The organism is Porphyromonas bennonis DSM 23058 = JCM 16335, from assembly GCF_000375645.1.
Classification (GTDB): Bacteria; Bacteroidota; Bacteroidia; order Bacteroidales; family Porphyromonadaceae; genus Porphyromonas_A; species Porphyromonas_A bennonis.
In genome coordinates this window covers 1-24,108 of record NZ_AQWR01000003.1, presented here as the reverse complement: position 1 = coordinate 24,108, position 24,108 = coordinate 1, and the positions used below count along the sequence as shown (strand labels likewise).

At 57.5% G+C, this 24,108-nt stretch carries 16 protein-coding genes and 2 tRNA genes; 8 read left to right on the top strand and 10 right to left on the bottom strand.

What is annotated here, in order from left to right:
* Positions 1–16 precede the first annotated feature (16 nt).
* The 4 genes from B088_RS01075 to B088_RS01060 form a co-directional block, all read right to left on the bottom strand.
* Positions 17–2,761 carry a S8 family serine peptidase gene (locus B088_RS01075; protein WP_162137988.1) on the bottom strand — a complete coding sequence of 915 codons (2,745 nt, stop codon included), beginning with the start codon at positions 2,759–2,761 and terminating at the stop codon, positions 17–19.
* Positions 2,758–4,314 (bottom strand): BACON domain-containing protein, encoded by a 1,557-nt coding sequence (locus B088_RS01070; RefSeq protein WP_018106555.1) that lies wholly within the window; start codon positions 4,312–4,314, stop codon positions 2,758–2,760. The genes B088_RS01075 and B088_RS01070 overlap by 4 nt, the downstream gene beginning before the upstream one ends.
* A 24-nt stretch (positions 4,315–4,338) precedes the next feature.
* Positions 4,339–5,856, bottom strand: coding sequence for a BACON domain-containing protein (locus tag B088_RS01065; RefSeq protein ID WP_026170412.1), 1,518 nt, complete (start codon positions 5,854–5,856; stop codon positions 4,339–4,341).
* A 316-nt stretch (positions 5,857–6,172) separates the two neighbouring features.
* Positions 6,173–8,008: an AMP-dependent synthetase/ligase gene (locus B088_RS01060; protein ID WP_018106553.1), complete on the bottom strand. Its 1,836-nt coding sequence runs from the start codon at positions 8,006–8,008 to the stop codon at positions 6,173–6,175.
* A gap of 227 nt (positions 8,009–8,235) precedes the next feature.
* Between B088_RS01060 and B088_RS01055 the strand changes: the two genes are divergently transcribed.
* Positions 8,236–9,555, top strand: coding sequence for an ATP-binding protein (locus B088_RS01055; protein ID WP_018106552.1), 1,320 nt, complete (start codon positions 8,236–8,238; stop codon positions 9,553–9,555).
* A 400-nt stretch (positions 9,556–9,955) separates the two neighbouring features.
* Here the strand turns inward: B088_RS01055 and B088_RS01050 are convergent, their stop codons facing one another.
* The 6 genes from B088_RS01050 to B088_RS01025 form a co-directional block, all read right to left on the bottom strand.
* Entirely contained in the window at positions 9,956–10,798 is an 843-nt protein-coding gene (locus B088_RS01050) for a hypothetical protein (RefSeq protein ID WP_018106551.1), read from the bottom strand.
* Entirely contained in the window at positions 10,795–11,805 is a 1,011-nt protein-coding gene (locus B088_RS01045) for a glycosyltransferase family 2 protein (protein WP_018106550.1), read from the bottom strand. Before B088_RS01045 ends, B088_RS01050 begins: the two co-directional genes overlap by 4 nt.
* A complete protein-coding gene (gene mtaB, locus B088_RS01040) occupies positions 11,802–13,118 on the bottom strand; it encodes a tRNA (N(6)-L-threonylcarbamoyladenosine(37)-C(2))-methylthiotransferase MtaB (RefSeq protein ID WP_018106549.1) in 1,317 nt (438 codons plus the stop codon). Before mtaB ends, B088_RS01045 begins: the two co-directional genes overlap by 4 nt.
* A gap of 96 nt (positions 13,119–13,214) precedes the next feature.
* Positions 13,215–13,299, bottom strand: a tRNA-Ser gene (locus tag B088_RS01035).
* Between the two features lie 33 nt (positions 13,300–13,332).
* Positions 13,333–14,346: a porin gene (locus tag B088_RS01030; RefSeq protein ID WP_018106548.1), complete on the bottom strand. Its 1,014-nt coding sequence runs from the start codon at positions 14,344–14,346 to the stop codon at positions 13,333–13,335.
* 18 nt (positions 14,347–14,364) lie between these two features.
* Positions 14,365–14,883 carry a nitroreductase family protein gene (locus B088_RS01025; RefSeq protein ID WP_018106547.1) on the bottom strand — a complete coding sequence of 173 codons (519 nt, stop codon included), beginning with the start codon at positions 14,881–14,883 and terminating at the stop codon, positions 14,365–14,367.
* Between the two features lie 147 nt (positions 14,884–15,030).
* Here B088_RS01025 and B088_RS01020 point away from each other — a divergent pair, with 147 nt between their 5' ends.
* The 7 genes from B088_RS01020 to B088_RS00990 all read left to right on the top strand — a co-directional run bounded on the left by B088_RS01020 (position 15,031) and on the right by B088_RS00990 (position 24,070).
* Positions 15,031–16,497 (top strand): MFS transporter, encoded by a 1,467-nt coding sequence (locus B088_RS01020; RefSeq protein ID WP_018106546.1) that lies wholly within the window; start codon positions 15,031–15,033, stop codon positions 16,495–16,497.
* An 80-nt stretch (positions 16,498–16,577) separates the two neighbouring features.
* Positions 16,578–16,661, top strand: a tRNA-Leu gene (locus B088_RS01015).
* Positions 16,662–16,931: 270 nt separating this feature from the next.
* Complete coding sequence (locus tag B088_RS01010) at positions 16,932–20,240, top strand: TonB-dependent receptor (protein ID WP_018106545.1); 3,309 nt, start codon at positions 16,932–16,934, stop codon at positions 20,238–20,240.
* A gap of 131 nt (positions 20,241–20,371) precedes the next feature.
* A complete protein-coding gene (locus B088_RS01005) occupies positions 20,372–20,647 on the top strand; it encodes a hypothetical protein (RefSeq protein ID WP_018106544.1) in 276 nt (91 codons plus the stop codon).
* Positions 20,648–20,677: 30 nt separating this feature from the next.
* Entirely contained in the window at positions 20,678–21,163 is a 486-nt protein-coding gene (locus tag B088_RS01000) for a ferritin (protein WP_018106543.1), read from the top strand.
* A 159-nt stretch (positions 21,164–21,322) separates the two neighbouring features.
* Positions 21,323–22,987 carry a formate--tetrahydrofolate ligase gene (locus B088_RS00995; RefSeq protein WP_018106542.1) on the top strand — a complete coding sequence of 555 codons (1,665 nt, stop codon included), beginning with the start codon at positions 21,323–21,325 and terminating at the stop codon, positions 22,985–22,987.
* A gap of 471 nt (positions 22,988–23,458) precedes the next feature.
* Positions 23,459–24,070, top strand: coding sequence for a master DNA invertase Mpi family serine-type recombinase (locus B088_RS00990; RefSeq protein ID WP_018106541.1), 612 nt, complete (start codon positions 23,459–23,461; stop codon positions 24,068–24,070).
* Positions 24,071–24,108: the final 38 nt, after the last annotated feature.

Below are 24,108 nucleotides of genomic sequence, written 5' to 3'. Positions count from 1 at the left end.
ATAGGGTATGAGTCGATTAGTACTTCACGAAGTATCGGGTATACTTCAGACCATTATTACCCTCCACCCGGAGCAGATACTTGCCGCCGGCGAGCTTGGAGAGATCCATCTTGTGGGTACTTCCCTCACTCCCGACGCTGACCTCCTCCTTATGCACTACCGACCCATTGCCGGCGACGACGGAGATGGTGGCGGTGCTGATCTTCCCCGAGAGGACGACACTCAGGTCACCGTAGGTCGGGATCGGGAAGACATGGTAGACTATATCGTCAGCCACTGCCCGGATGCTGAGACTGACATAGAGCTCAGCGCCCAGCTCATCGACCGCATGGATCTGGACCGTGGAGCTACCCTTGGAGACTCCCTTGAGGGAGAGGACGCCATCGTGTAGCTTGGCAGAGACGACCTGATCGGCTGAGGAGGTGACCGAGTAGGTCAGCTTATGCCCATCGGGATCGCTGATGTAGTCTCCGAGAGAGATGGTCTGCTCACGGCCTATCGGGAGATAGGTGAGTGTGATCGGCTTGGAGAGTACGGGGGCGGAGTTGAGGTAGACCTCGTAGGAGATCTTCACCTCCGTCTCAGCGCCATACTGATCCCTGACGACTACTGAGAAGTCGTGCTTACCGACGGAACCTCTTGCCGAGAGATCGACGAGGATCGTCTCCTCCTCTCTCGTGGCAGTGATGCCGAGGAGGTCGCCCTTCATGGTGTAGGACCAGGTGTGTCCCTCCGGGTCGGCTACCCTGAGGAGCAGCTGAGCGGTCTCACTGCCGGCGAGGCGGATCTCCTTAGGTCCCTCTACGGTTACCACAGGAGCGGCATTGTCGAGCGTAGAGGAGGAGAAGAAGGTGGGTGCTGCCTCATTGCCCCAGCGGTCTACCGCCACTATGGCATAGTGGTAGCCCTGGTTGATCGAGAGGTTGCGGCTGGTATAGGAGACCTTTTCGCCCACATTATACTTCAGTCCGAAGACCTTGGTAGACTTCGCACTCTTGTAGGTAGAGGCGGTGAGAGGCTCCTTATCGCTGTAGTAGATGACGTAGTAGCTTGCGGTACGGTCATCCGGGTCTGCCACGGCAGGGAAGGTAATGGTCAGGTCGGTGTAGCCCGGCTCTGCCGCTACGTCCTTGACCTGCTCAGGAGCCTTAGAGGTATCACTGTCGAGCGCACGAGCAGCATCGAGGTACCCGGCACCGAGGATGCCCTCAAATCCGGGATTGTACTCGTCGATGTCCGCCGGGCGGAGTGCAGAGAGGAGGCGACTCTTACAGTCGGCATTCGTGAAGCCGGGACCGCCATACTTGGAGACGATCAGTCCGGTCACGCCACTGGCGTGAGGACAGGCCATCGAGGTCCCCTGCATAAATTCGTAGTAACTCTGAGCAGCGAGGATTGTTCCCTCGTCGTCCACCTTCTTCTGTACGGAGGTGCTGTAGATCTGACCACCGGGATAGTGAAGGTCACCACCGGGGCACATCAGCTTGATCCACTCGCCACGATTGGTGTAGTACGCCTTCTTCCAGTCGGGAGCCATCGCAGAGATGGTCACCACCGGACCGTAGGCAGCCGGGTAGGACATATCATCCGAGGACTCATTACCGGCAGCAAAGAGTACCACCCCACCCTTCATCGGGGAGTCGGGCAGCTGATTGCCATCGGCATCGCAGCCGGCACAGTCGATGAAGTAGTCGATCGCAGCCTTGAGCGAGGGGGACATAAACTTGGATCCACCCCAGGAATTCTGCGCAATGACGGCACCGTGATTGGCAGCGTAGACAAAGGCGCGCTCAAAGGCCTGACCATTCTTTCGCCCAAAGGCATCGCAGACCATGATCCGCACACCCGTGTCGGGGCTACCGTTACCACCTGCGACACCGGAGACGCCGACACCGTTGTTATTCACCGCAGCGATCACGCCCGCCACGTGAGTACCGTGGGCGTCATAAGCGATATTGGCATCCTCATCGGCAAAGTTGTATCCGTGGATATCGTCCTTGTACTCGCCCTGACCGGGACTCGGATTGACCCAGATATTCTGAGCCAGGTCCTCATGCTCATAGTAGACACCACCATCGATGACAGCCACGATGACGGAAGGGTCTCCGGTCTCCTGCTTCCACGCTTCGAAGAGGTTGAGATCAGCGCCCTTGAGCGACTTGAGTCCCGAGCCTGTATTGTGGTAGTGCCACTGCTTGGGGAGGTAGGGGTCGTTGAAGGGCATCACATCCTTCTCGTCACGCTCGGAGTCAAAGCCGTAGGCTCTCAGAGGGAAGAATACCGGCTCATCCATCGTCCGGTAGAGAGGCACCTGCTCCACCAGATCCACTCCGGGGAGATCAGCGACCTGAGAAGCAGAGCGGAGTGTGGTGCTCTCACCGGCACTCTCATCGAGGATAATGTCGTACCAGAGGTGTAGCCCCGCCCGGCGCATACGCTTCTCATAGGCAGGCTCCATGATGAAGACCGGGCGCACCTCGCGTGCACCGATACTCCGGAGGAGATCGCTCATGGGCGCATCGGAGCTCCGTAGCGCAGGATCATCAGCGCTGAGGGCACGGGTACCGATCTTATCGGCCAGGTCGGGCGTCAGTCGGACGCGGACGAGACCGGGGACGGTCGCCCCCTGACCTGCCGGATCGATCTCGGCAGACTGCTCAGGCTCCTCGGGGTCGAGTGCCCTCCTGTCGGAGCAGGAGGCAAGACCGAGTCCAAGGGTAAGGAAGAGGGCTAAGAGCCCCATACTTGACATCTGTCTCATTTCCATAGCTTCTTCATCTGAGTCATCTTATGGTCGAGAGCGCTCGTCTGTGTATTGGAGGCCTCGTAGGGCAACATCATGATGACGAGCGACGGATCCTCCTCGCCCTGGAAATGTGCAAATTGGGTCCTCATCTGGACACCCTTAGAGGCATTGACAAAGACGTCCATCTTGCCGTCAGAGGTCTTGCCGTTGTACTTGAATCCATCCTTCTCACAGAGGGCAAGGAACTCCTCAGTGATATTGAGACGGCCGTTGTACTCCCAGTAGACCAGATTGATGTCAGACCACTCCTGGAAGGTAGCCAGGAGGATGCCGACCTTCTGCTTCTTAGCATCCCATGTGAGATAGTAGTTGCGCGACTTGATCTGCTTGCTGCCGGGCACCTTGTACTCGAAGTAGCAGAGACCATTCGCATCGTCATACTGGTCGGCATCGGGATAGTAGACACCGCCATTCTCCTGCTCAAACTTCTCCACCTCGCTGTAGTCGGCACCGAATGCTACAGGTATGTAGGGGAACTTGTCGAAGGTCTTGTAAGCCTGCGGCTGCTTCGGGATGTAGATGTACTCGATATTGGGGTCGTAGGTGTGATCCTTGATGGAGGCTACGACGCGGGTAGAGGGATCGAAGTAGCGCAGCTTGCCCTGCTTCTCCGTGAAGCCCTCGGCGAGGAGTGCGGAGTCGATGACATGCATGGTCTCCTCTGTGATCATCGTCTCGCCATCCTCATCGGTGGTTGTATAGTCGGCGGCGATGTAAGCCTGTGCAGCCGTCATCACACCCTTGGTGGAGAAGGAGTAGGCTATCTGGCTCATCATCGGGCTGGTGGTCGTAAAGGTGACAGAGCCGGTGAGCGTCTGCTTGATCATGCTCCTGCGCTCCATCTCGAAGCGGGAGATGAGGCTCATGGTGCCGTACTCAAAGTCGATGTAGGGAAGGAGGAAGAGGGGCCACTCCTTCTGCTTCACCGGTACGGCTACGGTGCCGGTCTCTCCCTCTACCTGGAAGATAAGCTCACTCTGACGCTCACCGCCACTCTTATTAGACTCTGCGCGGAGGATCACCTCCTTCTTCCACGGGAGGGAGGTGACCTGGATCCAGTCGGTGGCTGAGGTGCAGCTCCAGCCCTCGCCATTGACGCGGACACTGATGGTGACCTCGCTGTCCCACGGCTCCAGTACGATAGCCTCGGGGACGGTGGTCACATCGAGGGCGTTGCCCTCCTGGGTTACCTTAAGAGCCTTGACTAAGTCTCCCGCCTGCACGAGGACAACGGCATCACGCTGACCGATCACCTTATTCTCATCATAGACCAGCTTGACGGACTTACCCTCAGGTACCGCAGTGATCCAGTCTCTATTGCTGATGGCGACGACGGACTCCTCATTGGTCTGCACGCTGACGACCATCTCGCCCTTGTCCTTGGTGAGGCGTACTTCCGGCTTGTCGAGCTCGAGCATAGTCGGCTCCTTCTCTAAGCTCTCAGGCGTACATCCGAAGCAGAGGAGTGCCGTGAGGAGCGATGCAAGTATATATAGTGATTTATTCATGATCTGATTATGTCGTGTGGTGGTTTACTTACGGTTGGTTTGGTGAGCAATCATCTTGGTCCCAGGATTGATCTGCAGGACGATGATCGGCTTGGGATCTCCGAAGAACTTCTTACACTGAGCACCTAAGGTCAGCCCCTTCTCCTTGGAGACAAAGACGTAGACATGCTCGAGGATGTTGTACTCCTCGAAGTGGAAGCCCTCTCTCTCGCAGAGCTCCATAAATTCGTTGGTCGGCGTGAAGTACCCCTTGTAACTCCAGAAGGCTCGATCCGTGTCGAGGAAGTACTGGCGAGTCTTCTCGAGCTGGTAGATGCCGCTCTTCTTATCTTGGTGGAAGAGATAGAGCCGCCCATCGGCCTCGTACTTACCCGGAGGAGTGACAAACTCGTACTCATCCTCATAATTGTAGGTCTCCTCACCGCCTACACTGTCCTCGTACTTCTTCACCTCCTCCTTGGTGATACCAAAGGTGGTCAGTCCCAGAGGCAGGGTGTCAAAGGTAGGCATCGCCACGGGCTGCTCCGGCTTGTAGCTGAAGAGCAGGTGCGGCGTATTCTTGAAGAACGGCTTGATCTCCACCGTCAGATTGCGCTGATCCTTGTGGCGGTAGGTATTCTCATCCACCTGCTCGGTGAAGCCATTCTCCTTGAGGAAGCTGATCAGCTCCAGCCGCGCTTCACCGAGGAGGAGCTGCGTCGAGGAGGCATCCACCTGAGCGTACAGGTAGGCACCACCGGCATAGATCGTATATACGACACGAGGGAAGGCGCTGCTCGTGGTGGAGAAGGTGAAGAAGCGCTCACTCTCGTCCTCGATCGCCCCACCCCTCTTCTCCTCGAAGAGCTGGATATCGGGCCTTGTAGCACTCTCGAAGTTCATATAGGGGAGTATAAACCAGTCTACCCCACTCTGAGACACGCGTATCTCAGCTCCCCCGCTGCTCTCACCCTGCAGGGTGATCATGATCTTGCCCTCGCGCGGCTCGCGATTGCGATTGGGTGCCACGCGGACATCGATCCGCTTGGCGACGGGATAGGGCGTAACGGTGATCCACTCATCGTCACTCTTGGCAGTCCAGAGGTCGGTCCCGCTCTCCACATCGATGGAGCGGGTCTCGCCCCACTGACTGATCGAGAGCTCACTCGAGCCGGCACTACTACCGGCATGAGCTATGATCACCTCCGTGCCCTTACCCTGCATGATGGTGAGCTGGCGACGCACTCCGGATGCCGTCACGACGACGGACCCCAGACGCGCATCGGAGGTGGGATTAGCCTCCGCACTGATGAGGAGGGTGTGGTCATCCTTCTTGGTGACCGAGATCCAGCTATTGGCGGTATAGCAGCTCCAGTCGGAGGCATCCGTCGTCACGCCGATCTCGCGAGACACCTTACCCGGATCGAGTGAGACTATCCCTACCTCCGAGAGGGTCAGACTCGCCGTCTCACTCAGCTCGTCACCGATCGTGCATCCTGTCTGTAGGAGGAGCAGGAGGATCGGCAGTAGCACCAGGAGTTTTTTTGGTTTACAGCGATTCATAATAATGTATTAAGTGAGTAATAAAAAGGTTCGCATTGGTGTTCGACAGAGCGATCGAAATGCCTCGCACCAAGCTTCACGACACAAATGTACGGACTATTATCGGATCAATTGCTCACTCCGGATGACATTTTTTCTGATTTCATTTGTTTATTCTTCACTTTGGTTGCAAACAAACTTACTTCTCTTTTTTTTCGCTAAAAAGAATATTATTCTTCAGTTAGAGGTATAAATTCGGTACGGAATATCTACCAGTAAAGGCGTCCGAGGGACTATGGAAGTCCCTCGGACGCCTTTTTTTTGCTCTCTCCGGAGATCAGAGATGGGGCTTGTCGTCTACCGAGTAGCCATACATGGAGTCGATCTCGGGCGTGTAGCGCTCGATGATGTGCGCCCGGCGGATCTTCATCGTCGAGGTGAGGAGTCCGTTCTCTACCGAGAAGGGCTCAGTCAGCAGCACAAACCGCCGTACCTGCTCATAGTCGGCCTGCTCACGGAGCGTCTCATTGATATGCTCCTTGACGATCCTCTGCGCCTCCTCGCTCTCTGCCAGTTCCTTCGGATCGGTCGGCGCTCCCTCGCCCATCAGCTGGCTCAGCACCTTATAGTCCGGTACCACGAGAGCTGTGACGTAATTGCGCTTGTCGCCGATAGTGACCACCTGGCTGAAGAGCTCGTCCTGCAGGATCTGCCCCTCGAGGAAGTTCGGAGCGATGTACTTCCCGTTGCTGGTCTTGTAGAGGTCCTTCTTCCGCTCGATGTAGAAGAGGTTACGCTTCTCATCGATCCGGCCGAGGTCCCCCGTGCGGAAAAATCCATCGGCCGTAAAGACCTTCGCATTCTCCTCCGGACGCTTGTAGTATCCCGGCGTGATGGTATCACCCCGCACCAGTATCTCGCCCCCCTCCGACTCATCGATCCTCACCTCCACCGGGTCGATGACACGCCCCACGGAGCTGATCACGAAGTCACCCTGACGACTGAAGGATACCGATGCCGTCGTCTCCGTCAGGCCATACCCGTACATGATCGGGATCCCCATCGAGAGGAGCGAGCGATAGACATGCTCATTAAGCGCCGCACCGGAGGTTGGGAAGACCAGCCCCCGGTCTATGCCGAGCTTCTTCTTGATCGTGTGGAAGAAGATGTTGTCGTAAAACTTGTACTGCAGCTTCCGAAAGAAAGGCGCCCTCCGCCCCGTCGAGATATACTTCTCCTGATAGGCAGTCGCTACGCTCATCGACCGTCGAGCTACGCTCTGGAGCGACTTAGGTGCCTCCCGTACGTACTTCATCAGCCCCTGATGCAGCTTCTCCCAGAGGCGCGGCACGCTGCACATAAAGTGCGGATGCACCTCCTTGAGCGAGTGGAAGAGCGAGCGGGCATTCTCATTCACTGCTATGGTCACCCCGCACTGCAGGCAGAGGAGGCTAAACATTTTCTCAAAAATATGTGCCAGCGGCAGAAACATCAGCGACACCCTGCCCGGCTTCATGCCCTCGATCATCAAGTGCGCCTTGATGGCAGTGATGATATTGCGCTGTGTGAGCGGGACGCCCTTAGACGTGCCGGTGGTACCACTCGTGTAGAGGATAAAGGCGATGTCGTCGAGGCTGTAGTCTGCCATCCTCACCTTCATCTCCTCACGGTACCGCTCATACTCGGCATCCTCCATCCGGAGGAAGTCATCCAGTCTCGTGCCGTCGAAGGGCCTTCTCTCGCTCGGATCGATGCAGACCACCGTGCAGTCGAGATCCTTCACCACCTCGCTTACCATACTGTGCTGCCGGTCGTCCCCCACGAAGATCAGCCGGATCTCCGCCTCCGTCACGATATGGCGGATCTCTCCTGCGGCAGAGCTGGCATAGATCGGGATGCTGAAGGCACGGACCTGCTGCACGGCAAGGTCAAGGGCGAGGAACTCGGGCTTATTCTCCGACAGTATCGCCACCCCCTCCTGCGGACGGATCCCGAAGCAGAGGAGTGCCGCAGCCATCCGGTGCGTCAGGTCGGCAAAGGCCTGCTGACTCATCTCATGCCACGTCCTGGAGGCATTATCGCGCAGGAGCAGGCAGGGGGCTGTCCCCCCGTAGCGCTCTACATTAGCATCCGGCAGCTGACACAGCGGATATATCTCAGGTGTATGGCTCATGACACTTATCAGTTGGCAAACTCATTAAATCAAGGCGTCTCACTTCCGCAAGACCCTTACTGAGACAAAGGTACACAAAAGTCCTATAGTGAGAATAATTACTCCCACCACCCCTCTCCCCCACCCCACAAAGCATATTACACTATATGTCGAACAATGGGTATAATTGCACTATTAACTAACGAAAAGTGTGTTTTTTGACACTTTTCGGCACTTAATAGTGTATTATGGAGATCAAGAGAGACATAACAGACCACCTCATCGGGTGGAAAGATTCCCCTCACAGGAAGCCGATCCTGCTTGAGGGCGCTCGGCAGATCGGCAAGACCTGGGTGATGGAGACGTTTGGAGCCGATCACTTCGACTACTACGCCAAGTTTGACTTCGACCGTCAGCCGGAGCTCAAGTCAGTCTTCAGCACATCAAAGAAGCCGGAGCGCATCCTCAAGGAGCTTGCCCTCTATACAGATGTTCCGATCGAGGCAGGGAAGACACTCCTCATCTTTGATGAGATACAGGAGTGTGAGGAGGCCCTAAATAGCCTCAAGTACTTCTACGAGGATGCACCTGAGTACCACATCCTGGCTGCGGGGAGCTTGCTGGGCGTGGCCGTGAAGCGCAAGAGTATGACCGTACCGGTGGGCAAGGTAAGCCTGATGCACATGTACCCGATAACCTTCAGAGAGTTTCTCCGCACTGCTGACCCCAAGACCTTTTCCTACGTGGAGGAAATGGAGCAGCCGGAGCATCTCCCCGAGGTCATCCTCAATAAACTCACCACCGAGTACCGACGCTACTTGGTCTGCGGAGGTATGCCCGAGGCAGCCACTGCACTCCTTGATGGAGAGGGAATGGAGCGCGTGGAGCAGGTCCTACAGGACATACTGGATCTCTATGAGCTGGACTTCTCTAAGTATGCAGAGCCGCGCGACATTCCTCGCATCCGATCCGTATGGCACTCACTCCCCTCACAATTGACCAAGGAGAATAAGAAATTCATCTACAGAGTGATCCGGAGTGGCGCCCGATCCAAGGACTACGAGGATGCGCTTCTCTGGCTCGAGGACGCCGGGATGATCTACCGGATATTCAATATCTCCAAGCCCGGACTACCGCTCTCTGCGTACGAGGATCCAAGAGCCTTTAAGGTCTACGCGTGCGACTGCGGGCTTCTTCGCCGACTCGCCAATCTCCCACCCTCCACGGTACTGAGCCCGAGTGCCAATTTCACCGAGTTTAAGGGAAGTCTGGCAGAGAATGCGATCCTTCAATCACTCATGCCACTGCTCTATAATCGTCAGCCCAATTACTGGACATCCGAAAATAAAGCAGAGGTGGAGTTCGTCATCCAGTGGGGTGAGCGGATCATACCCATAGAGGTGAAGGCGGAGAGCTCGATCAGCGGAAGAAGTCTCGGAGTCTACACTGCGAAGTACAGCCCCGATAAGCGCATCCGCTTCTCACTCCGCAACCTGCAGTACAATGACGGACTACTCAGCTGCCCCTCTCCTCTCGCCGAGTGGTTCCCTAAGCTCCTGGGGTTGTAGAGGACTATTGCCGGGGCTATATGAAACTCCCAAACCCTCGTCCCCCCATCAGTGCTACCTAGCCCACTGGATACACATTAGCTGACAAGAGCAAAACAGCATCACAGCACACTATTAAGTGCCGAAAAGTGTAGTGATTGCACACTTTTCAGCACTTAATAGTGTGTCAGGGATGGCTGAAATAGCGTCCTCGCTTCGTGGGAAAATAGACTCTGTGCGTCAGCCGATTATCTAATACCGATATTAGTGTCGACTAATACCGGTAATAGACTTCACTAATATCGGTAATAGTGAGAGCTCTGACCAGTGGTGCACATTCGCCTGAGCCAGGTATGATCAGGATGAGCCTGGAGAGCAGAGTTTCTCACGCCGTCGATGTCCCTACAGCCTTTCCGTCAGTTTACCGGGCGGGGGCGGTGAGGTGGGCTTTGGAGCCGAAGTGGGCGGCGCGGGCGGTGGCGGCTTCTCTTTCGCCCTCTGCATTCTTTATCCCCACGTAGGTGCGGAAGTAGAGGTAGGTGGCGCTGATCGCCTCTCGCGCTCGGGCCTCGAGGGTAAAGCTCTTGCCCTGAGGGCCGAAGGAGGCGCGGATGGCTGACGATGCCGGAGTGGCGTGGACAAAGGCGCCGAGACGCTCCGAGGCCTCGAGAGAGAGCGTCAGCCGCTCATGGGTCACCCCGCCGGTGCGGAAGCGGTAGTTGAGCGCCTTATCGTAGGGAATGGTGTCGCTGAGGACGTAGGTCCCACCCGTCTCCTCCATCAGGCGGAGGTAGGTGACGCCCTGAGCCTTGGGGGCCGAGGTGCCGGCGATGAGCTGGATCTTGCCGTCTGCCTTGATATACGCGTCGAGGAAGTTTGCCTCAGGATTGGCGGCGGAGGGGTCGTAGCCCTTGTACCGCAGGATATTCTCATCCGGCATGCGGGGGTACTCGATCAGCTTGAAGAGTCGCTGAAGCGAGTCGAGTCGAGCGACGCCCTCCTCGGCGAGCGAGGTCATCCGGATCGAGTCGCGTCTTGCCGTCGCTGTACGAACCAGCTGCTGCAGGTGGAGTGCCACCTTGCGCGTCTCCACGGCACCGCTGTAGGTGCGGTGGAGGGAGTCCAGGAGCTGAGCCGAGTGGATGTAGTCGGAGTCCTGATAGGCGATTTGCGCCTCGGCAAGGAGATGCTTGGCGGCGCGCTCCTCCTTGCTGACGCAGCCGGTAAGGAGCAGGAGGATGATAAGTGCAAGTGTCGGTCTCATGGTGATAGTCTGTCGTAGGTATGATGTCCCCGGAGGTGATACTCGAGGAGAATGGATCTATGATAAAGTCGGCTATAGGCTCGCTCAAGGTCGCCGCCACTTCGCACAGGGCGGAGCTTCCGCAGCTCCCGCCTGGCACGCAGCACGGCCCGGGCATCGCCGAGGTGCCCGCAGAGGAGGAAGTGGAGAGCGGCGATGTGGTCGAGGAGCCACCGCTTCCGCAGCGTGGAGCGGAGGACCCGCGAGGGGAGGTTCTTCCGCAGCATCAGGATGTTATTTCGGAAGTTGAGGAAGGTCTTCCGCGGGTTGTCGGCGCTGAGCGACTTTCCTCCCCAATGGTAGACAATGCTCTCGGGGATGACGTATAGGTCGAGGCCGGCAGCCTGCCACCTCCAGCAGAGGTCGATCTCCTCCTGGTGGGCGACAAAGGTCTCGTCCAGTCCTCCGGCAGCAATGTAGGCCTCCCGCCGGCAGAGCATACAGGCACCGCTGGTCCAGAAGACCGGCATCGGCTCCGTCCCGTACTGCCCCCGATCCTCCTCGAGTGTGGAGAAGAGCCGCCCTCGGCAGAAGGGGTAGCCCAGCCGATCCATATAGCCTCCCAGTGCGCCGGCGTACTCAAGACGCTTCGGCTCGCGCTCCCAACGGATCGTAGGCTGGACGGAGACCACCTCGGGATGGCTGTCGAGGAAATCGACCAGCGGCTCCAGCCAGTCCTTGGTCACGAGGACGTCGTCATTGAGGAGGCAGATGTAGTCGTACCCCTCTAGCTGAGCGATGGCGCGATTGTACCCGGCGGCAAAGCCGAGGTTGCTCCCGAGTGGAAGCGGCACCGCTCGCGGGTAGTCCCGCTCCAGGATCTCGAGGGAGTCGTCCGTGCTGCCGTTGTCCGCCTCGATCACGTCTGCCAACTTCGGGTCGGTATGCTCGAGCAGAGCCGGGAGGTAGTGTGGGATCAGCGTGGAGCCGTTCCAGTTGAGTACGACGACGGCAACCTTTTTCCTCATACCGGTACGCCCTCCACTAAGTCCGGATGTCCCGGCACCACGTGATCCGCCCGGACCTTGACCACCTCGCCTGTTAGGTCGGGGCGGTAGGGGATCCGGACGCGGAGATAATTCTCTGTATAGCCATAGAGCCAGTCGCACCCCTCCGGCTCCTCCACCAGCAGCCGCCGCTCCGTCCCCACCTGACTTCGGGTGAAGTCGCTCAGCTTCCGGTCGCTGATGGTGATCAGGCGCCGCGCCCGGCGGTGTTTCTCCTCCGGCGAGACTACCGGGGCGATCCGTAGCGCCGCAGTGCCCTTTCGCTCACTGTAGGGGAAGACATGGAGCTTGGATACCGGCAGCCCGGCGATGAAGGCGGCGCTCTCCTCGAAGTCCGCCTCCTCCTCGCCCCGCATGCCGACGATCACGTCTACGCCGATGTAGGCGTCCGGCATGAGCCGGTGGATCAGCTCCACCTTGTGGGCAAAGACCTCCCGCCGGTAGCGCCGCCGCATCAGCCGCAGCACCTTATCAGAGCCGCTCTGGAGGGGGATGTGGAAGTGTGGGGCAAAGCGCTTGCTCCCCCGGACGAAGTCGATGATCTCGTCGGTGATGAGATTGGGCTCTATGCTCGAGATGCGGAAGCGGTCGATCCCCTCTACTTCGTCCAGAGCCACTAAGAGCCGGAGGAAGGAACTCCCGGTGTCTCGCCCGAAGTCGCCCACATTGACTCCCGTCAGCACGATCTCCCTCCCGCCGTGCGCCGCCACCTGCTCGGCTCGGCGGACGAGGTCCGCTACTTCGCCACTGCGGCTGTGGCCTCGGGCAAAGGGGATCGTGCAGTAGGAGCAGCAGTAGTCGCAGCCGTCCTGCACCTTGAGGAAGTGGCGCGTGCGTCCCTCGGATGAGACACTGGGGACAAAGGTGGTCGCCTCCTCGTAGGGTGACACCTCCACCGTATCGACTGCGCTCAGGTGGTCGAGGTAGTGGAGTAGTGCTCCCTTCTCCTTTGCTCCCAGCACCAGGTCGACGCCGGGGAGCTTGGCATACCGCTCCGGCTGGAGCTGAGCCGAGCAGCCGGTGACGACGATCACCGCATCGGGATGGTCGCGGTGGGCTCGGCGGATCAGCTGCCGGCTCTTCCGGTCCGCCACCGAGGTGACGGAGCAGGTATTGACCAGCACCAGGTCGGCCGGCTCGCCCTCCTGGGCGAGGACCATGCCCCGCTCTAAGAGTGCCTGCCCGAGGAACGAGGTCTCGGCAAAATTGAGCTTACAACCCAGCGTGCAGAGGGCGACGCGCCGCCCCGTGTATGTAAATCCTTGCTCACTCATCAGGATACAAAGGTACCAAAAAGAGGGAGCGGCCAGATAGAAACAAAAAAAGCCCGCCCATACCCGATTGCCTGGGTATGGGCGGGCTTATGCCTGCGGAGAGTGAGGGATTCGAACCCCCGGTAGCTTGCACTACAACGGATTTCGAATCCGCCGCATTCGTCCACTCTGCCAACTCTCCTTAGATGCGTGGCAAAGGTACGATATTTTTCGCTTAGAATCCGAACTGCACCTGCGTCCTGATGTGGTGCACCGGTCCGAAGCCCTCGTCAGAGCCGAGGGTGCCGGGGACGCGGTACTCGAGCTGCCAGCGGCACTTCTTGGCGAACCATCTCTGGACGCCCACCGTGCCGGTGAGGAGGCTCTCGCTCGCGCTCCGGTCAGTCCTGAGCCAGTCGACCGCTCCGTAGAGCTCGAAGCTCCTCGGCAGGTGTCCCACCACCATGACATAGGCTCCGTCGCCGATCGTCTCATCGGTGTCTGCGATGAGGTACTCGGCGGAGAGGGTGACAGGACGGTAGTCGAGGCTGAGACCGGCGCTGATGCTGCTTCGCTTATAGGCATCTCCCGCCTGGATGGCTCCCCGGGTGCCCATCGCATGCATCTCGCCACCGAGGTAGGAGGTGTGGAGGGTGATGCCGCGGTAGGGGCGGACGTAGAGCGAGCCGCCATACATCTTGGTGGTGCCGAGATCGAGGGTATTCATCCCCTGACCATTCATGACGGCGAGCTTGTAGGAGAGGATCTTGCCCCAGAGGTCACCCGACAGCTCGAGCCCAATGTCTCGACCTGAGGTGCCTCGGTAGAGCGGGTCACCGCTGACGCCGGCAAAGTAGCAGGTGGGCATGGTCCAGCCGGAGGTGAGGGGGAGGAGAGAGGGCGGGATCTGATTCTCCATGCCGAAGGGGGTCTTCATCTCGCCGATGCGGACCCGGAGCTGGGGCATGAGGGTGTACTGCAGCCAGAGCTCCTTGAGTTTCGCCGGGCTGTGCAACTGGAAGAGGATCCCCATGCTCCAGCGGTCGGTGATCTGACCCTTGGCTACGAGGTTGATCTTATTGATGGCAAAGGTATTGGTCCCGCGGACATCGGGGCCGAAGGCAGCGTCGTAGTAGGTCTGCCCCCATCCGGTGACGGTGATGCGGTCCCGGAGTTCGCCTGAGTCCTGTGCGGCGGCAGTGAGTGCGAGACCGCCGATGGCGAGTAGGGTTAGGAGTATTTTCCTCATGATTATTGATGAAAAGGTTTAGATCGTCCTGACTAAGTCGTCCATGCTCTTCCGCTTGCGGGTCGGCTGCTTGGCGTCGGGGAGGGGGTAGCCGAGAGCAAGGAGCGCAACCGGAGTCTCTTTCCCCATCTCCAGTCCCATGTCCCGGGCGCAGAGAGGTCGGTCGAAGGCGTTGATCCAGACGGAGCCGATCCCGAGGTCCTCCGCTTGGAGCTGCATGTAGGCGATCGCAATAGCGGTGTCTGTGTAGAGGGAGTTGTTTTGCTTATCCGGATAGACGTATGCGGCGGCATCCTCCCCCACGATCAGGAGCACCTCCCGGGCGCTGCGGAAGTGGGCTCTATCGTACCACTGCTCCGCACGCTCGCGCATCTCCCGGCTGCGGATCCGGTAGATGCGGAAGGGCTGATTATTGCACGCTGTGGGGGCCTGCACCGCCGCATCGAGGATCAGCTGCATATCCTCCTCCGGTATATCGCGTGTCGTATCGCACTGACGGACGCTGTAGCGCTCCATCACTAAGTCTCTGAAGTCCATTTGTCTCTGCTCTATGGAGTAATCTCCCCCTCTTCCACCGGGTGGGGGAGTGACCCTTGAGTCGCAAAATTACCTAAATTAGTGCGCATCTGTTTTTATGATAATTCCGTATCTTGCTCTTCCAATAACTAAGTAACGTCACTCGCAATGGATAAGGAAAGTACTACCTTCAGGGGCAACGATCGGGTCCTCTTCGGATTTATCTGCGGTCTCCTCTCCTTCTGGCTCTTTGCCATGACCCTACTCAATGTGGGAGGGACGATGAATGCAGACCTTGGGCTCTCCCCCTCGCTGCTCAATCTCTCCGTCTCCATCACCTCCCTCGTCTGCGGGATCCTGATCGTGCTTATCGGTGGTCTCGGAGATCGCCTCGGGCACACACGGATGACCCGCCTCGGACTGATCCTGGCGATCGTGGGGGCGGTCCTCATCGCTCTGACGCCAGGCCACTCGCCACTCACGGCACCGATCCTGCTGCTGGGGCGTATCTGCCAGGGGCTGAGCGGCGCCTGCGTAATGCCCTCGACGCTGGCACTGCTGCGGGTGTTCTGGGACGAGAAGGGACGACAGCGGGCGATCAGCCTCTGGAGTATGGGTACCTGGGGTGGTACCGCATTTAGCTCCCTACTCGGGGGATATATGGCACAGTGGCTCGGCTGGCGGTGGATCTTCTGGCTCGCTGCGGCAGTGGCTCTCCTCGGGCTCTTCCTCATCCGAACCCTGCCCTACTACCGCCCGGGGAGTGACGCGAAGGGCGGTCGGGATATCCCCGGCATCGCCACGCTGATCCTCGGTATCGTCAGCCTGCAGCTCTATGTGACCGAGGGTCCGCAGTGGGGCTGGGTGGATGTCAAGTCTCTTGGTCTGCTCCTCATGGCGACGATCTTCATCCTCCTCTTCACCGGCATCGAGCGGGGCGCCAAGCACCCCTTCCTCGACCTCCGAGTCTTCCGAAACTCGGTCTACAGTGGCGCCACGGTAGCTAATTTTCTCCTCAATGCCTCCACCGGTATCATCATCATCGTCAGCAGTCTCCTGCAGCTGGCCTCCGGTGTGCCGGTGGATCAAGTGGGGCTGATGTCCATCGGCTACGGCGTGTCGATCCTGCTCTTCATCCGTGTGGGGGAGAAGCTGATGCAGCGCTATGGTGCGCGACTCCCTATGCTCCTCTCCTGTGGCACGGTCGCAGTGGCCCTCTGTCTGCTCCTCCCTACGAATGCTATGGCAGATACCTACATGACGCTTGTCGTGATCGCTTACTCGCTCTTCGGTGCCGGGCTGGGGCTCTTTGCCACCGCATCGACAGACTCCGCCCTGGCGACTCTGCCAGAGAGCAGGACCGGTATCGGCTCCGGGATCTTCAAGATGGCCTCCTCTCTCGGTAGCTCCTTCGGCATCGCAATCTCGACGGCGATCTTCCAGGACATAGCCTACTCCACTGAGCCGATCACCCTCCTCAGCGAGGTGGTCACCTTCGTCGGACGACAGGACAACGTCACGATCCGTCAGGGGGCGATGGCCGCCTACCTCTACAATCTCATCATCATCGTCATCTCCTTCGCCGTCATCTACTACACCATCCCCAAGGGCCAGGGCAAGACTTCCAAGAAGTAAGGGCGAAATAGGGGGCGGGTCTGCCAAAAAGGCATAGATATCCTGTCTGAAAAAATGTCGTACCTTTGCCTCACACAAGCGCCCGGGTGGCGGAATTGGTAGACGCGTTGGTCTCAAACACCAATGGAGTAACATCCGTACCGGTTCGATCCCGGTTCCGGGCACAAAAGACGAGCCTCCCCGGACAAAAGGTCCGGGGAGGCTTGATTAGTATGTCGGGCATGTCCTACATCAAAGAGGTGTGAGAGGGAATGAAAAGTAGGTCAGATAACTATTGTATCCCTATCTACTCGATTGTAGTCTACCCAGTGACGATTTGGTTACGATGAGATGAAGTATTGGTGAAGGTCTCGAAGTTGTTATCTTTTCTCAAATAATAGAGGTAATATTGCGCAAAATTTGAAGACAGTACAATTCAAATAAATTCATTCATCATGCAGAAGCACTACACAATCTTCACGGTGCTGCTCATCGGTCTCTTGTCGATGATGTCGCTGACCTCTCTGGCTCAGGTCACCACCTCCTCCATGCGAGGCACGGTGAGCGATGACCATGAGACGCTGGCCGCTGCCACCGTCCGCGTGACCCACACGCCCTCTGGTACGACCTACAACGCCCTGACGGACGCTGAGGGTCGTTTCTTCATCAATAATATGCGTGTCGGTGGACCCTACACCGTCAAGGTGACCTTCATCGGCTACCGGGACCACATCACCGAGGGGATCACTCTTCAGCTCGGTCAGACCTTCGTCCTCGACGTCCGTATGAATGAGGACTCCGAGCTGCTCGAGGGCGTCACCGTGACTGCCGAGAGCAAGAATCCGGTCTTCAATAGCCAGCGCACCGGTGCCCTCACCTCTGTCTCGCCTGAGCAACTGAAGCAGCTCCCGACCATCACCCGAAGCCTCAGCGACTTCACCCGCCTCACGCCACAGGCCAACGGCGGCTCCTTCGCTGGTCGTGATGGTCGTATGAATAACGTCACCATCGATGGTGGTGCCTTCCGTAACAACTTCGGTCTCTCGAGCAATATGATGCCCGGTGGTACGGCACAGCCGATCTCCCTCGATGCCATCGAGGAGGTGTCGGTCAATATCGCCCCCTTTGACATCCGTCTCTCCAACTTCACCGGAGCCTCCGTCAACGCCGTCACCAAGTCCGGTACCAACATATTTACCGGATCCGCTTACACCTACCAGCGCGGTAAGGGGATGACCGGCACCAAGATCGGTGACGTCGATATGTCCAAGCTCGATAATAAGAATGAGCAGACCTACGGCTTCACCATCGGTGGTCCGATCGTCAAGGATAAGCTCTTCTTCTTCGCCAGTGCAGAGTACGAGAATGACGCTCGCCCCTACACCGGCTTCCTCCCAAGTGAGGACGGTGCCGCAGATAAGAAGAACAATATCTCCCGCACCAGCTATGCCGACCTTGAGGCGATGAGCAAGTTCCTCAAGGAGAAGTACAACTACGACACCGGTGATGTCCGCAACTTCCCCAATATGGATCAGAAGAACTATAAGATCCTGGCGAAGATCGACTGGAACATCAACGATGATCACCACCTCTCCCTCCGCTACAATTACCTCAATAATAACAGCTGGAGTACAACCAGCTGGAACTCCGGTCCCGGTAATAACGATCGGCTTAACCCGGGACGTCTCTCGGAGAATGCGATCGCTTTCCCCAACTCCTGGTACCAGAGTCTTAATGAGATCCACGGATTTGCCGGTGAGCTCAATAGCCGCTTTGGGAACAACATGACCAATAAGCTGATGGTCACCTACACGGCTACGAAGGATCCTCAGCGCAAGAGCCCCTCTGCAGACTTCCCCTTCGTCGATATCCTCAAGGATGGCGGCTACTATATGTCGTTTGGTACGGAGCTTTTCACCTTCCACAACCAGGTGATCAATAACACCCTCTCGGTGTCGGATGACTTCACCTACACCCTTGGTGCACACACCCTCCTCGGAGGCTTCCGATACGACAACATTTACGTCAATAACAGCTACATCCGTGAGGGAACCTCCTACTACCGCTATGCCAGCATGGAGGACTTTATGGAGAATCGAAAGCCGATCGGCTTCGGAGTTACCTACGGCTATAATGGCGAGGATCCAAAGGGTGTCCAGATGAATTTCGGGCTTCTCGCTTTCTACCTCCAGGATGAGTGGACAGTGACCCCACGCTTCAAGCTCACTCCCGGTCTGCGCTTCGAGGTGCCCTTCTACCTCAATAAGCTTGAGAATAATCCGCTCGTGGATAAGCTCCCCGAGATGCGCTATGGGACAAAGCTGGATATCTCTACATGGCCCAAGAGCCAGCTTCAGGTTAATCCTCGGGTTGGGTTCAATTGGGACATCCTCGGTGACCGCTCCATTCAGCTGCGTGGTGGTACCGGTCTCTTCAGTGGTCTGATGCCTTTCGTGTGGTTCACCAATCAGCCCACCTCCTCAGGTACTGTCCAGAGTCCTGAGATGGGATTTGGGGCTGCTGACATCCCCGATGACCTACGCTTTGAGCCCAACTTCCGTGACCAGCAGAAGAAGTATCCCAATATCTTTCCAGATCAGCTGAAGAGTGATGGCGTATATCGTGGCGCAGTCGCTATGGTCGCCAAGGATTTCCGTATGCCTCAGATCTGGCGCTCTAATATCGCTGCCGACTTTGCTCTGCCGGGCAATACGACCCTGACCCTGGAGGCACTCTACAGTAAGGATGTACAGGCACTCCTTCAGCGTAATGTCAATCTCCCCGATCCTGATGGTAAGATGGCTGATGGCAGACCTCTGTACAGCAAGAATCGGATGGTCTCAAGTGTGAATAACGCCATCGTCCTCGGTAATACCAATAAGGGTTACCAGGGCTCTATGACGGTTCAGCTTCGCAATCGCGCAGTCAAGGGCCTTGATGCGATGGTCGCTTACACCTACTCCTTTGCCAAGGATCAGACCAATAATCCCGGCTCCTCTGCCAACTCTGCTTGGACGAGCAATCACACTTACGGTGACATGAATGACCCGGAGCTGAGCTACTCTCAGTTTGCCATCCCTCATCGTGTCGTCGGTAGTCTCTCCTACCGCATCGAGTACCTGAAGCATATGGCCACCACGATCAGTCTCTACTATAGTGGCTCCTCGACAGGTCGCTACAGCTACATCTACGGTAACGATATCAATGGAGACCGTGCCTCCGGCGATCTGCTCTACGTGCCGACCGGTACGAGCGACCCGAAGTTCTCCTTCGTGGACAAGAAGGGATATGACAAGCGTGCTAAGAAGGAGATCTTCATCTCTGCTGCCGACCAGTATGAGGCCTTCATGAAGTATGTGGACGGCAATCCCTACCTCTCCAAGCGTAAGGGCAACTTTGCTGAGCGCTTCGGAGCTCTCCAGCCCTGGCTCAATCGCTTTGACCTGAAGCTGATGCAGGAGTTCTACTCCGACTTCGGCACCGATCGTCGCTACACCCTGCAGGTGAGCCTCGACTTCATCAACGTAGGCAATATGCTCAATTCCAACTGGGGCGTCTACAAGACCGCTGCCCTCAAGAGCAGCTACGGCAATATCCTGCCAGTGGAGATGCAGAAAGCCAATGCTAAGTCCGGTGCTCAGAAGGGCTTTGTCCTGACAGAGAATAGCATCGAGGACTTCAGCAAGAAGGCCAATGTCTGGAATGACGACCTCGGCCTCGGCTCCACCTGGGGCATGCTCCTCGGTGTCAAGCTCCTCTTCTGATAGCTGACTGACACACCTTACATCTGAGCGAGCCTTCTTGGACAAATAGGTCCGAGGAGGCTCGCTTTTTACACTTATGTAGATGGGTAGCTTTTTTGGTACCTTTGTTAGAGTAAAATTGCAAGCAGGATATGTCACCATTTACCATAATCCTTCTCCTCATCCTGGGGGTGATCCTCTACTCCCTCTGGCCCCTGATCCGCCAGATAGCGCGCATCGGAGCGGTCCACCGAGAGGTCAAGCGCGAGTACCGCCGTCAGGAAGAGGAGGCTCAGGAGCAGGCTGCCCGTGAGCAGCACGCCCGTAAGAGCAGTGCCGACATCCTCCGCGAGGCGCAGCATGACCTCGGCGGTGGGGCCTACGTCGACTATGAGGAGGTGGATGACGAGACAGGCAACCATAAGTAATCACTAATCACTTAGATAATACAGTACACTATGAAGATGACTGAACGACTGATCGCCGCTATCAACGAGCAGATCAATAAGGAGCTCTACTCCGCCTACCTCTACCGCTCTATGTCCCTGGACACCGCAGAGCGCGCCCTCGATGGCGTGACCAAGTGGCTCACCCTGCAGTCTCGCGAGGAGATGGGACACGCCGAGGCGATGATCTCCTACCTCGAGGGACGTGGCGTGCGCCCCGAGCTGAAGCCGATCGCTGAGGTGCCCAATTCCTTCGGTACCCTCCGCGAGATCCTCACACAGTCGCTCCGCCACGAGCAGTCCATCACCAAGTCGATCGAGGAGATCGTCAAGATGGCCACTGAGGACCACGACTACGGCGTACGCATCTTCTTCGAGAAGTTTGTCGTAGAGCAGGAGGAGGAAGAGGAGAACGCACAGCACAACCTCGACCGCCTCGATCTCATCGGCGAGGGCGCCGTCGCCTTCTTCGACAGGGAGATGGGCATGCGCGAGTAAGAGATATCGAGTCTATCGGCGTGAGGATGGGTGACCTGCCTATCCTCACGCTTTTTTTGATGAAATTGAGGAAAGAGATCTCTTATCGCAAATTGGCACCGCCCCTCACAAAATTATGGGTACCTTTGGTCAAACACCAAACCAAATCACAACACAATTATGAAATCAGATATCGAGATCGCCAGAGAAGCGAAACTCAAGCCGATCCAGGAGATCGCTCAGTCCCTGAATATCCCCACAGAGGACTTCCTCCCCTATGGTCACTACATGGGTAAGATCAGTCTGGATGTCCTCAAGGAGAAGCAGCACGGTGCCGGACACCTCATCCTCGTCACCGCCATCACGCCCACCAAGGCCGGTATCGGCAAGACTACCGTCTCCATCGGACTCGCCCTCGGGATGAATCAGATCGGCAAGAAGGCGATCGTCGCCCTCCGCGAGCCCTCCCTCGGTCCGGTCTTCGGCATCAAGGGCGGTGCCGCCGGTGGTGGCTACTCACAGGTGCTGCCGATGGATAAGATCAATCTCCACTTCACCGGAGACTTCCACGCCATCACCTCCGCCAATAACACCATCTCCGCCCTCGTCGACAACTATGCCTACCGTCACCGCAACGACGATCAGGGTCTCTCCAAGATCACCTGGAGGCGCGTCCTCGACGTCAACGACCGCAGCATCCGCCACATTGTCACCGGTCTCGGGGATGGTAATGGTGAAGTGAATGAGACAGGATTTGACATCACGCCCGCATCCGAGATTATGGCGATCCTCTGTCTCGCCAAGGACATGGACGACCTCCGTCGCCGCATCGACAACATCGTCGTGGGGTACAAGAAGGACGGCAGCCCCTTCACCGTAGGGGACATGAAGATCGGCGGTGCGATCACCGTCCTCCTGATGGACGCCCTCCAGCCCAATCTCGTCCAGACGACCGAGAATACCCCCGCCTTCATCCACGGCGGTCCATTTGCCAATATCGCTCACGGCTGCAACTCCGTCGTCGCCACCAAGATGGCGATCCACTACGGCGACTACGCCATTACGGAGGCAGGCTTCGGTGCTGACCTCGGCGCAGAGAAGTTCCTCGACATCGTGTGCCGTCAGAATGGTCTCCAGCCCGCTGCCACGATCCTCGTCGCTACTGCCAAGTCCCTCAAGCTCCACGGCGGAGTCAAGGACGCTGACCTCAGCACGGAGAATGTGGAGGCGCTGAAGAAGGGCTTCTCCAACCTCGACCAGCACGTGGAGAACATGCGGAAGTTTGGACAGAGCGTCGTCATCTGCATCAACCGCTTCCCCACCGATACCGAGGCTGAGCTCGAGGCGATCCGCCTCCACTGCGAGGAGCTCGGCGTACCCTTCGCCGTCAATAACGCCTTCTCCGAGGGCGGTAAGGGAGCGACAGAGCTGGCACAGGTAGTCGTCGACACCATCGACAACCACCCCTCTGAGCCCCTCACCTTCGGCTACGACCTCAACAGCCCTGTCAAGGAGAAGATCGAGTCCCTCACCCGCGAGATCTACCGTGCTGACCGCGTAGTCTACGACAAGAAGGCCATCAAGGCGCTCAAGATGATCGACGAGCTGGGTTACGACAAGTTCCCCATCTGCATCGCCAAGACGCAGTACTCCTTCTCCGACGACGCCTCCCTCCTCGGGGCTCCGAGAGACTTCGAGATGCATGTCAATGACATCGTCGTCACCACCGGTGCCGAGATGATCGTCGTCATCATGGGCAGCATCATGCGCATGCCGGGACTCCCCAAGGTCCCCAATGCCGAGAAGATCGACATCGTCAATGGCGAGATCGACGGTCTGAGCTGATCGCCATACTCAGCTGACTAATCGAGGGGCTGTGCCGGACTACCGGTGCAGCCCCCTCCTCTATAAGACCTTTGCAAAATGGTCTTTCACCGAAAAAGCGGTGCTTTTTCGGCGGGGACTTTGCAGAATGCCCCAGATGCAAGGAACTGAGAGTGAGGGCGAAGGGAGTGTGCTTACGCACATGACCAAGCCCGAATCTCGAAAGGGACGCCGCAGATGGGGTATTATGCAAAGGTCTCTCTATATATACGAGCAGCTCTGAGCTCCTCCCCACAGCCCTTTGCGAGTGCAAATATACCACCTCCCCATCCACCGCTATCTCTTACAGTCTCCTACTGTCTCTTCTCTGCAAGAATTGTGGACTTCCCTACACTCCCGATCCGCCTCCTGTAGGTAACCCCTTACATTTGCGACTCACTACATCCCGACCTGATCTCCACACGAGGTCAGGTCACTAACTCAATCACAGATATGACGTACGGATACATCAGAGTCAGCAGCGACAAGCAGACGGTAGAGAACCAGCGCTTCGAGATCAACAACTTCTGCAAGAGAAACGGCCTCCTGGTCGATGACTGGATAGAGGAGACCATCAGCGGCACCAAGGCTTACACCAAGCGCCAGCTAGGAGACCTCCTCCGCAAGGTCACACGCGATGATATCATCATCTGCAGCGAGCTCTCTCGCCTCGGGCGAAACCTCTTCATGATTATGGAGATCCTCAATATATGTATGACTAAGGAGTGCCGCGTCTGGACGATCAAGGACAACTACCGCTTAGGGGACGACATACAGAGCAAGGTCCTCGCCTTTGCCTTTGGTCTCAGCGCCGAGATCGAGCGCAACCTGATCAGCCAGCGCACCAAGGAGGCTCTCGCGAGGAAGAGAGCCGAGGGCGTCATCCTCGGGCGTCCCAAGGGTAGCAAGACGGCACCGGAGAAGCATCCCCTTTACCGCAAGAAGCAGCTGATCAAGGGTCTCCTCGAGGAGCAAATCTCTCTACGCAAGATCGCCAAGATCTGTAAGTGCGACCGCAACACCCTCTCCCGCTACATCAGGGAGGTCATCTCCCTCGAGAAATGAGCCTTTTTGTCCAGCAACATGCGACCTCCTCCGCCTTC

Excerpts from the sequence above, each read along its gene's own strand:
- mtaB (WP_018106549.1), bottom strand. The coding sequence starts at position 13,118 with ATGAGTGAGCAAGGATTTACATACACGGGGCGGCGCGTCGCCCTCTGC.
- B088_RS01020 (WP_018106546.1), top strand. The coding sequence starts at position 15,031 with ATGGATAAGGAAAGTACTACCTTCAGGGGCAACGATCGGGTCCTCTTC.
- B088_RS01060 (WP_018106553.1), bottom strand. The coding sequence starts at position 8,008 with ATGAGCCATACACCTGAGATATATCCGCTGTGTCAGCTGCCGGATGCT.
- B088_RS01055 (WP_018106552.1), top strand. The coding sequence starts at position 8,236 with ATGGAGATCAAGAGAGACATAACAGACCACCTCATCGGGTGGAAAGAT.
- B088_RS01025 (WP_018106547.1), bottom strand. The coding sequence starts at position 14,883 with ATGGACTTCAGAGACTTAGTGATGGAGCGCTACAGCGTCCGTCAGTGC.
- B088_RS01005 (WP_018106544.1), top strand. The coding sequence starts at position 20,372 with ATGTCACCATTTACCATAATCCTTCTCCTCATCCTGGGGGTGATCCTC.
- B088_RS01050 (WP_018106551.1), bottom strand. The coding sequence starts at position 10,798 with ATGAGACCGACACTTGCACTTATCATCCTCCTGCTCCTTACCGGCTGC.
- B088_RS01000 (WP_018106543.1), top strand. The coding sequence starts at position 20,678 with ATGAAGATGACTGAACGACTGATCGCCGCTATCAACGAGCAGATCAAT.
- B088_RS01030 (WP_018106548.1), bottom strand. The coding sequence starts at position 14,346 with ATGAGGAAAATACTCCTAACCCTACTCGCCATCGGCGGTCTCGCACTC.
- B088_RS01010 (WP_018106545.1), top strand. The coding sequence starts at position 16,932 with ATGCAGAAGCACTACACAATCTTCACGGTGCTGCTCATCGGTCTCTTG.
- B088_RS01065 (WP_026170412.1), bottom strand. The coding sequence starts at position 5,856 with ATGAATCGCTGTAAACCAAAAAAACTCCTGGTGCTACTGCCGATCCTC.
- B088_RS01045 (WP_018106550.1), bottom strand. The coding sequence starts at position 11,805 with ATGAGGAAAAAGGTTGCCGTCGTCGTACTCAACTGGAACGGCTCCACG.
- B088_RS00995 (WP_018106542.1), top strand. The coding sequence starts at position 21,323 with ATGAAATCAGATATCGAGATCGCCAGAGAAGCGAAACTCAAGCCGATC.
- B088_RS00990 (WP_018106541.1), top strand. The coding sequence starts at position 23,459 with ATGACGTACGGATACATCAGAGTCAGCAGCGACAAGCAGACGGTAGAG.
- B088_RS01075 (WP_162137988.1), bottom strand. The coding sequence starts at position 2,761 with ATGAGACAGATGTCAAGTATGGGGCTCTTAGCCCTCTTCCTTACCCTT.
- B088_RS01070 (WP_018106555.1), bottom strand. The coding sequence starts at position 4,314 with ATGAATAAATCACTATATATACTTGCATCGCTCCTCACGGCACTCCTC.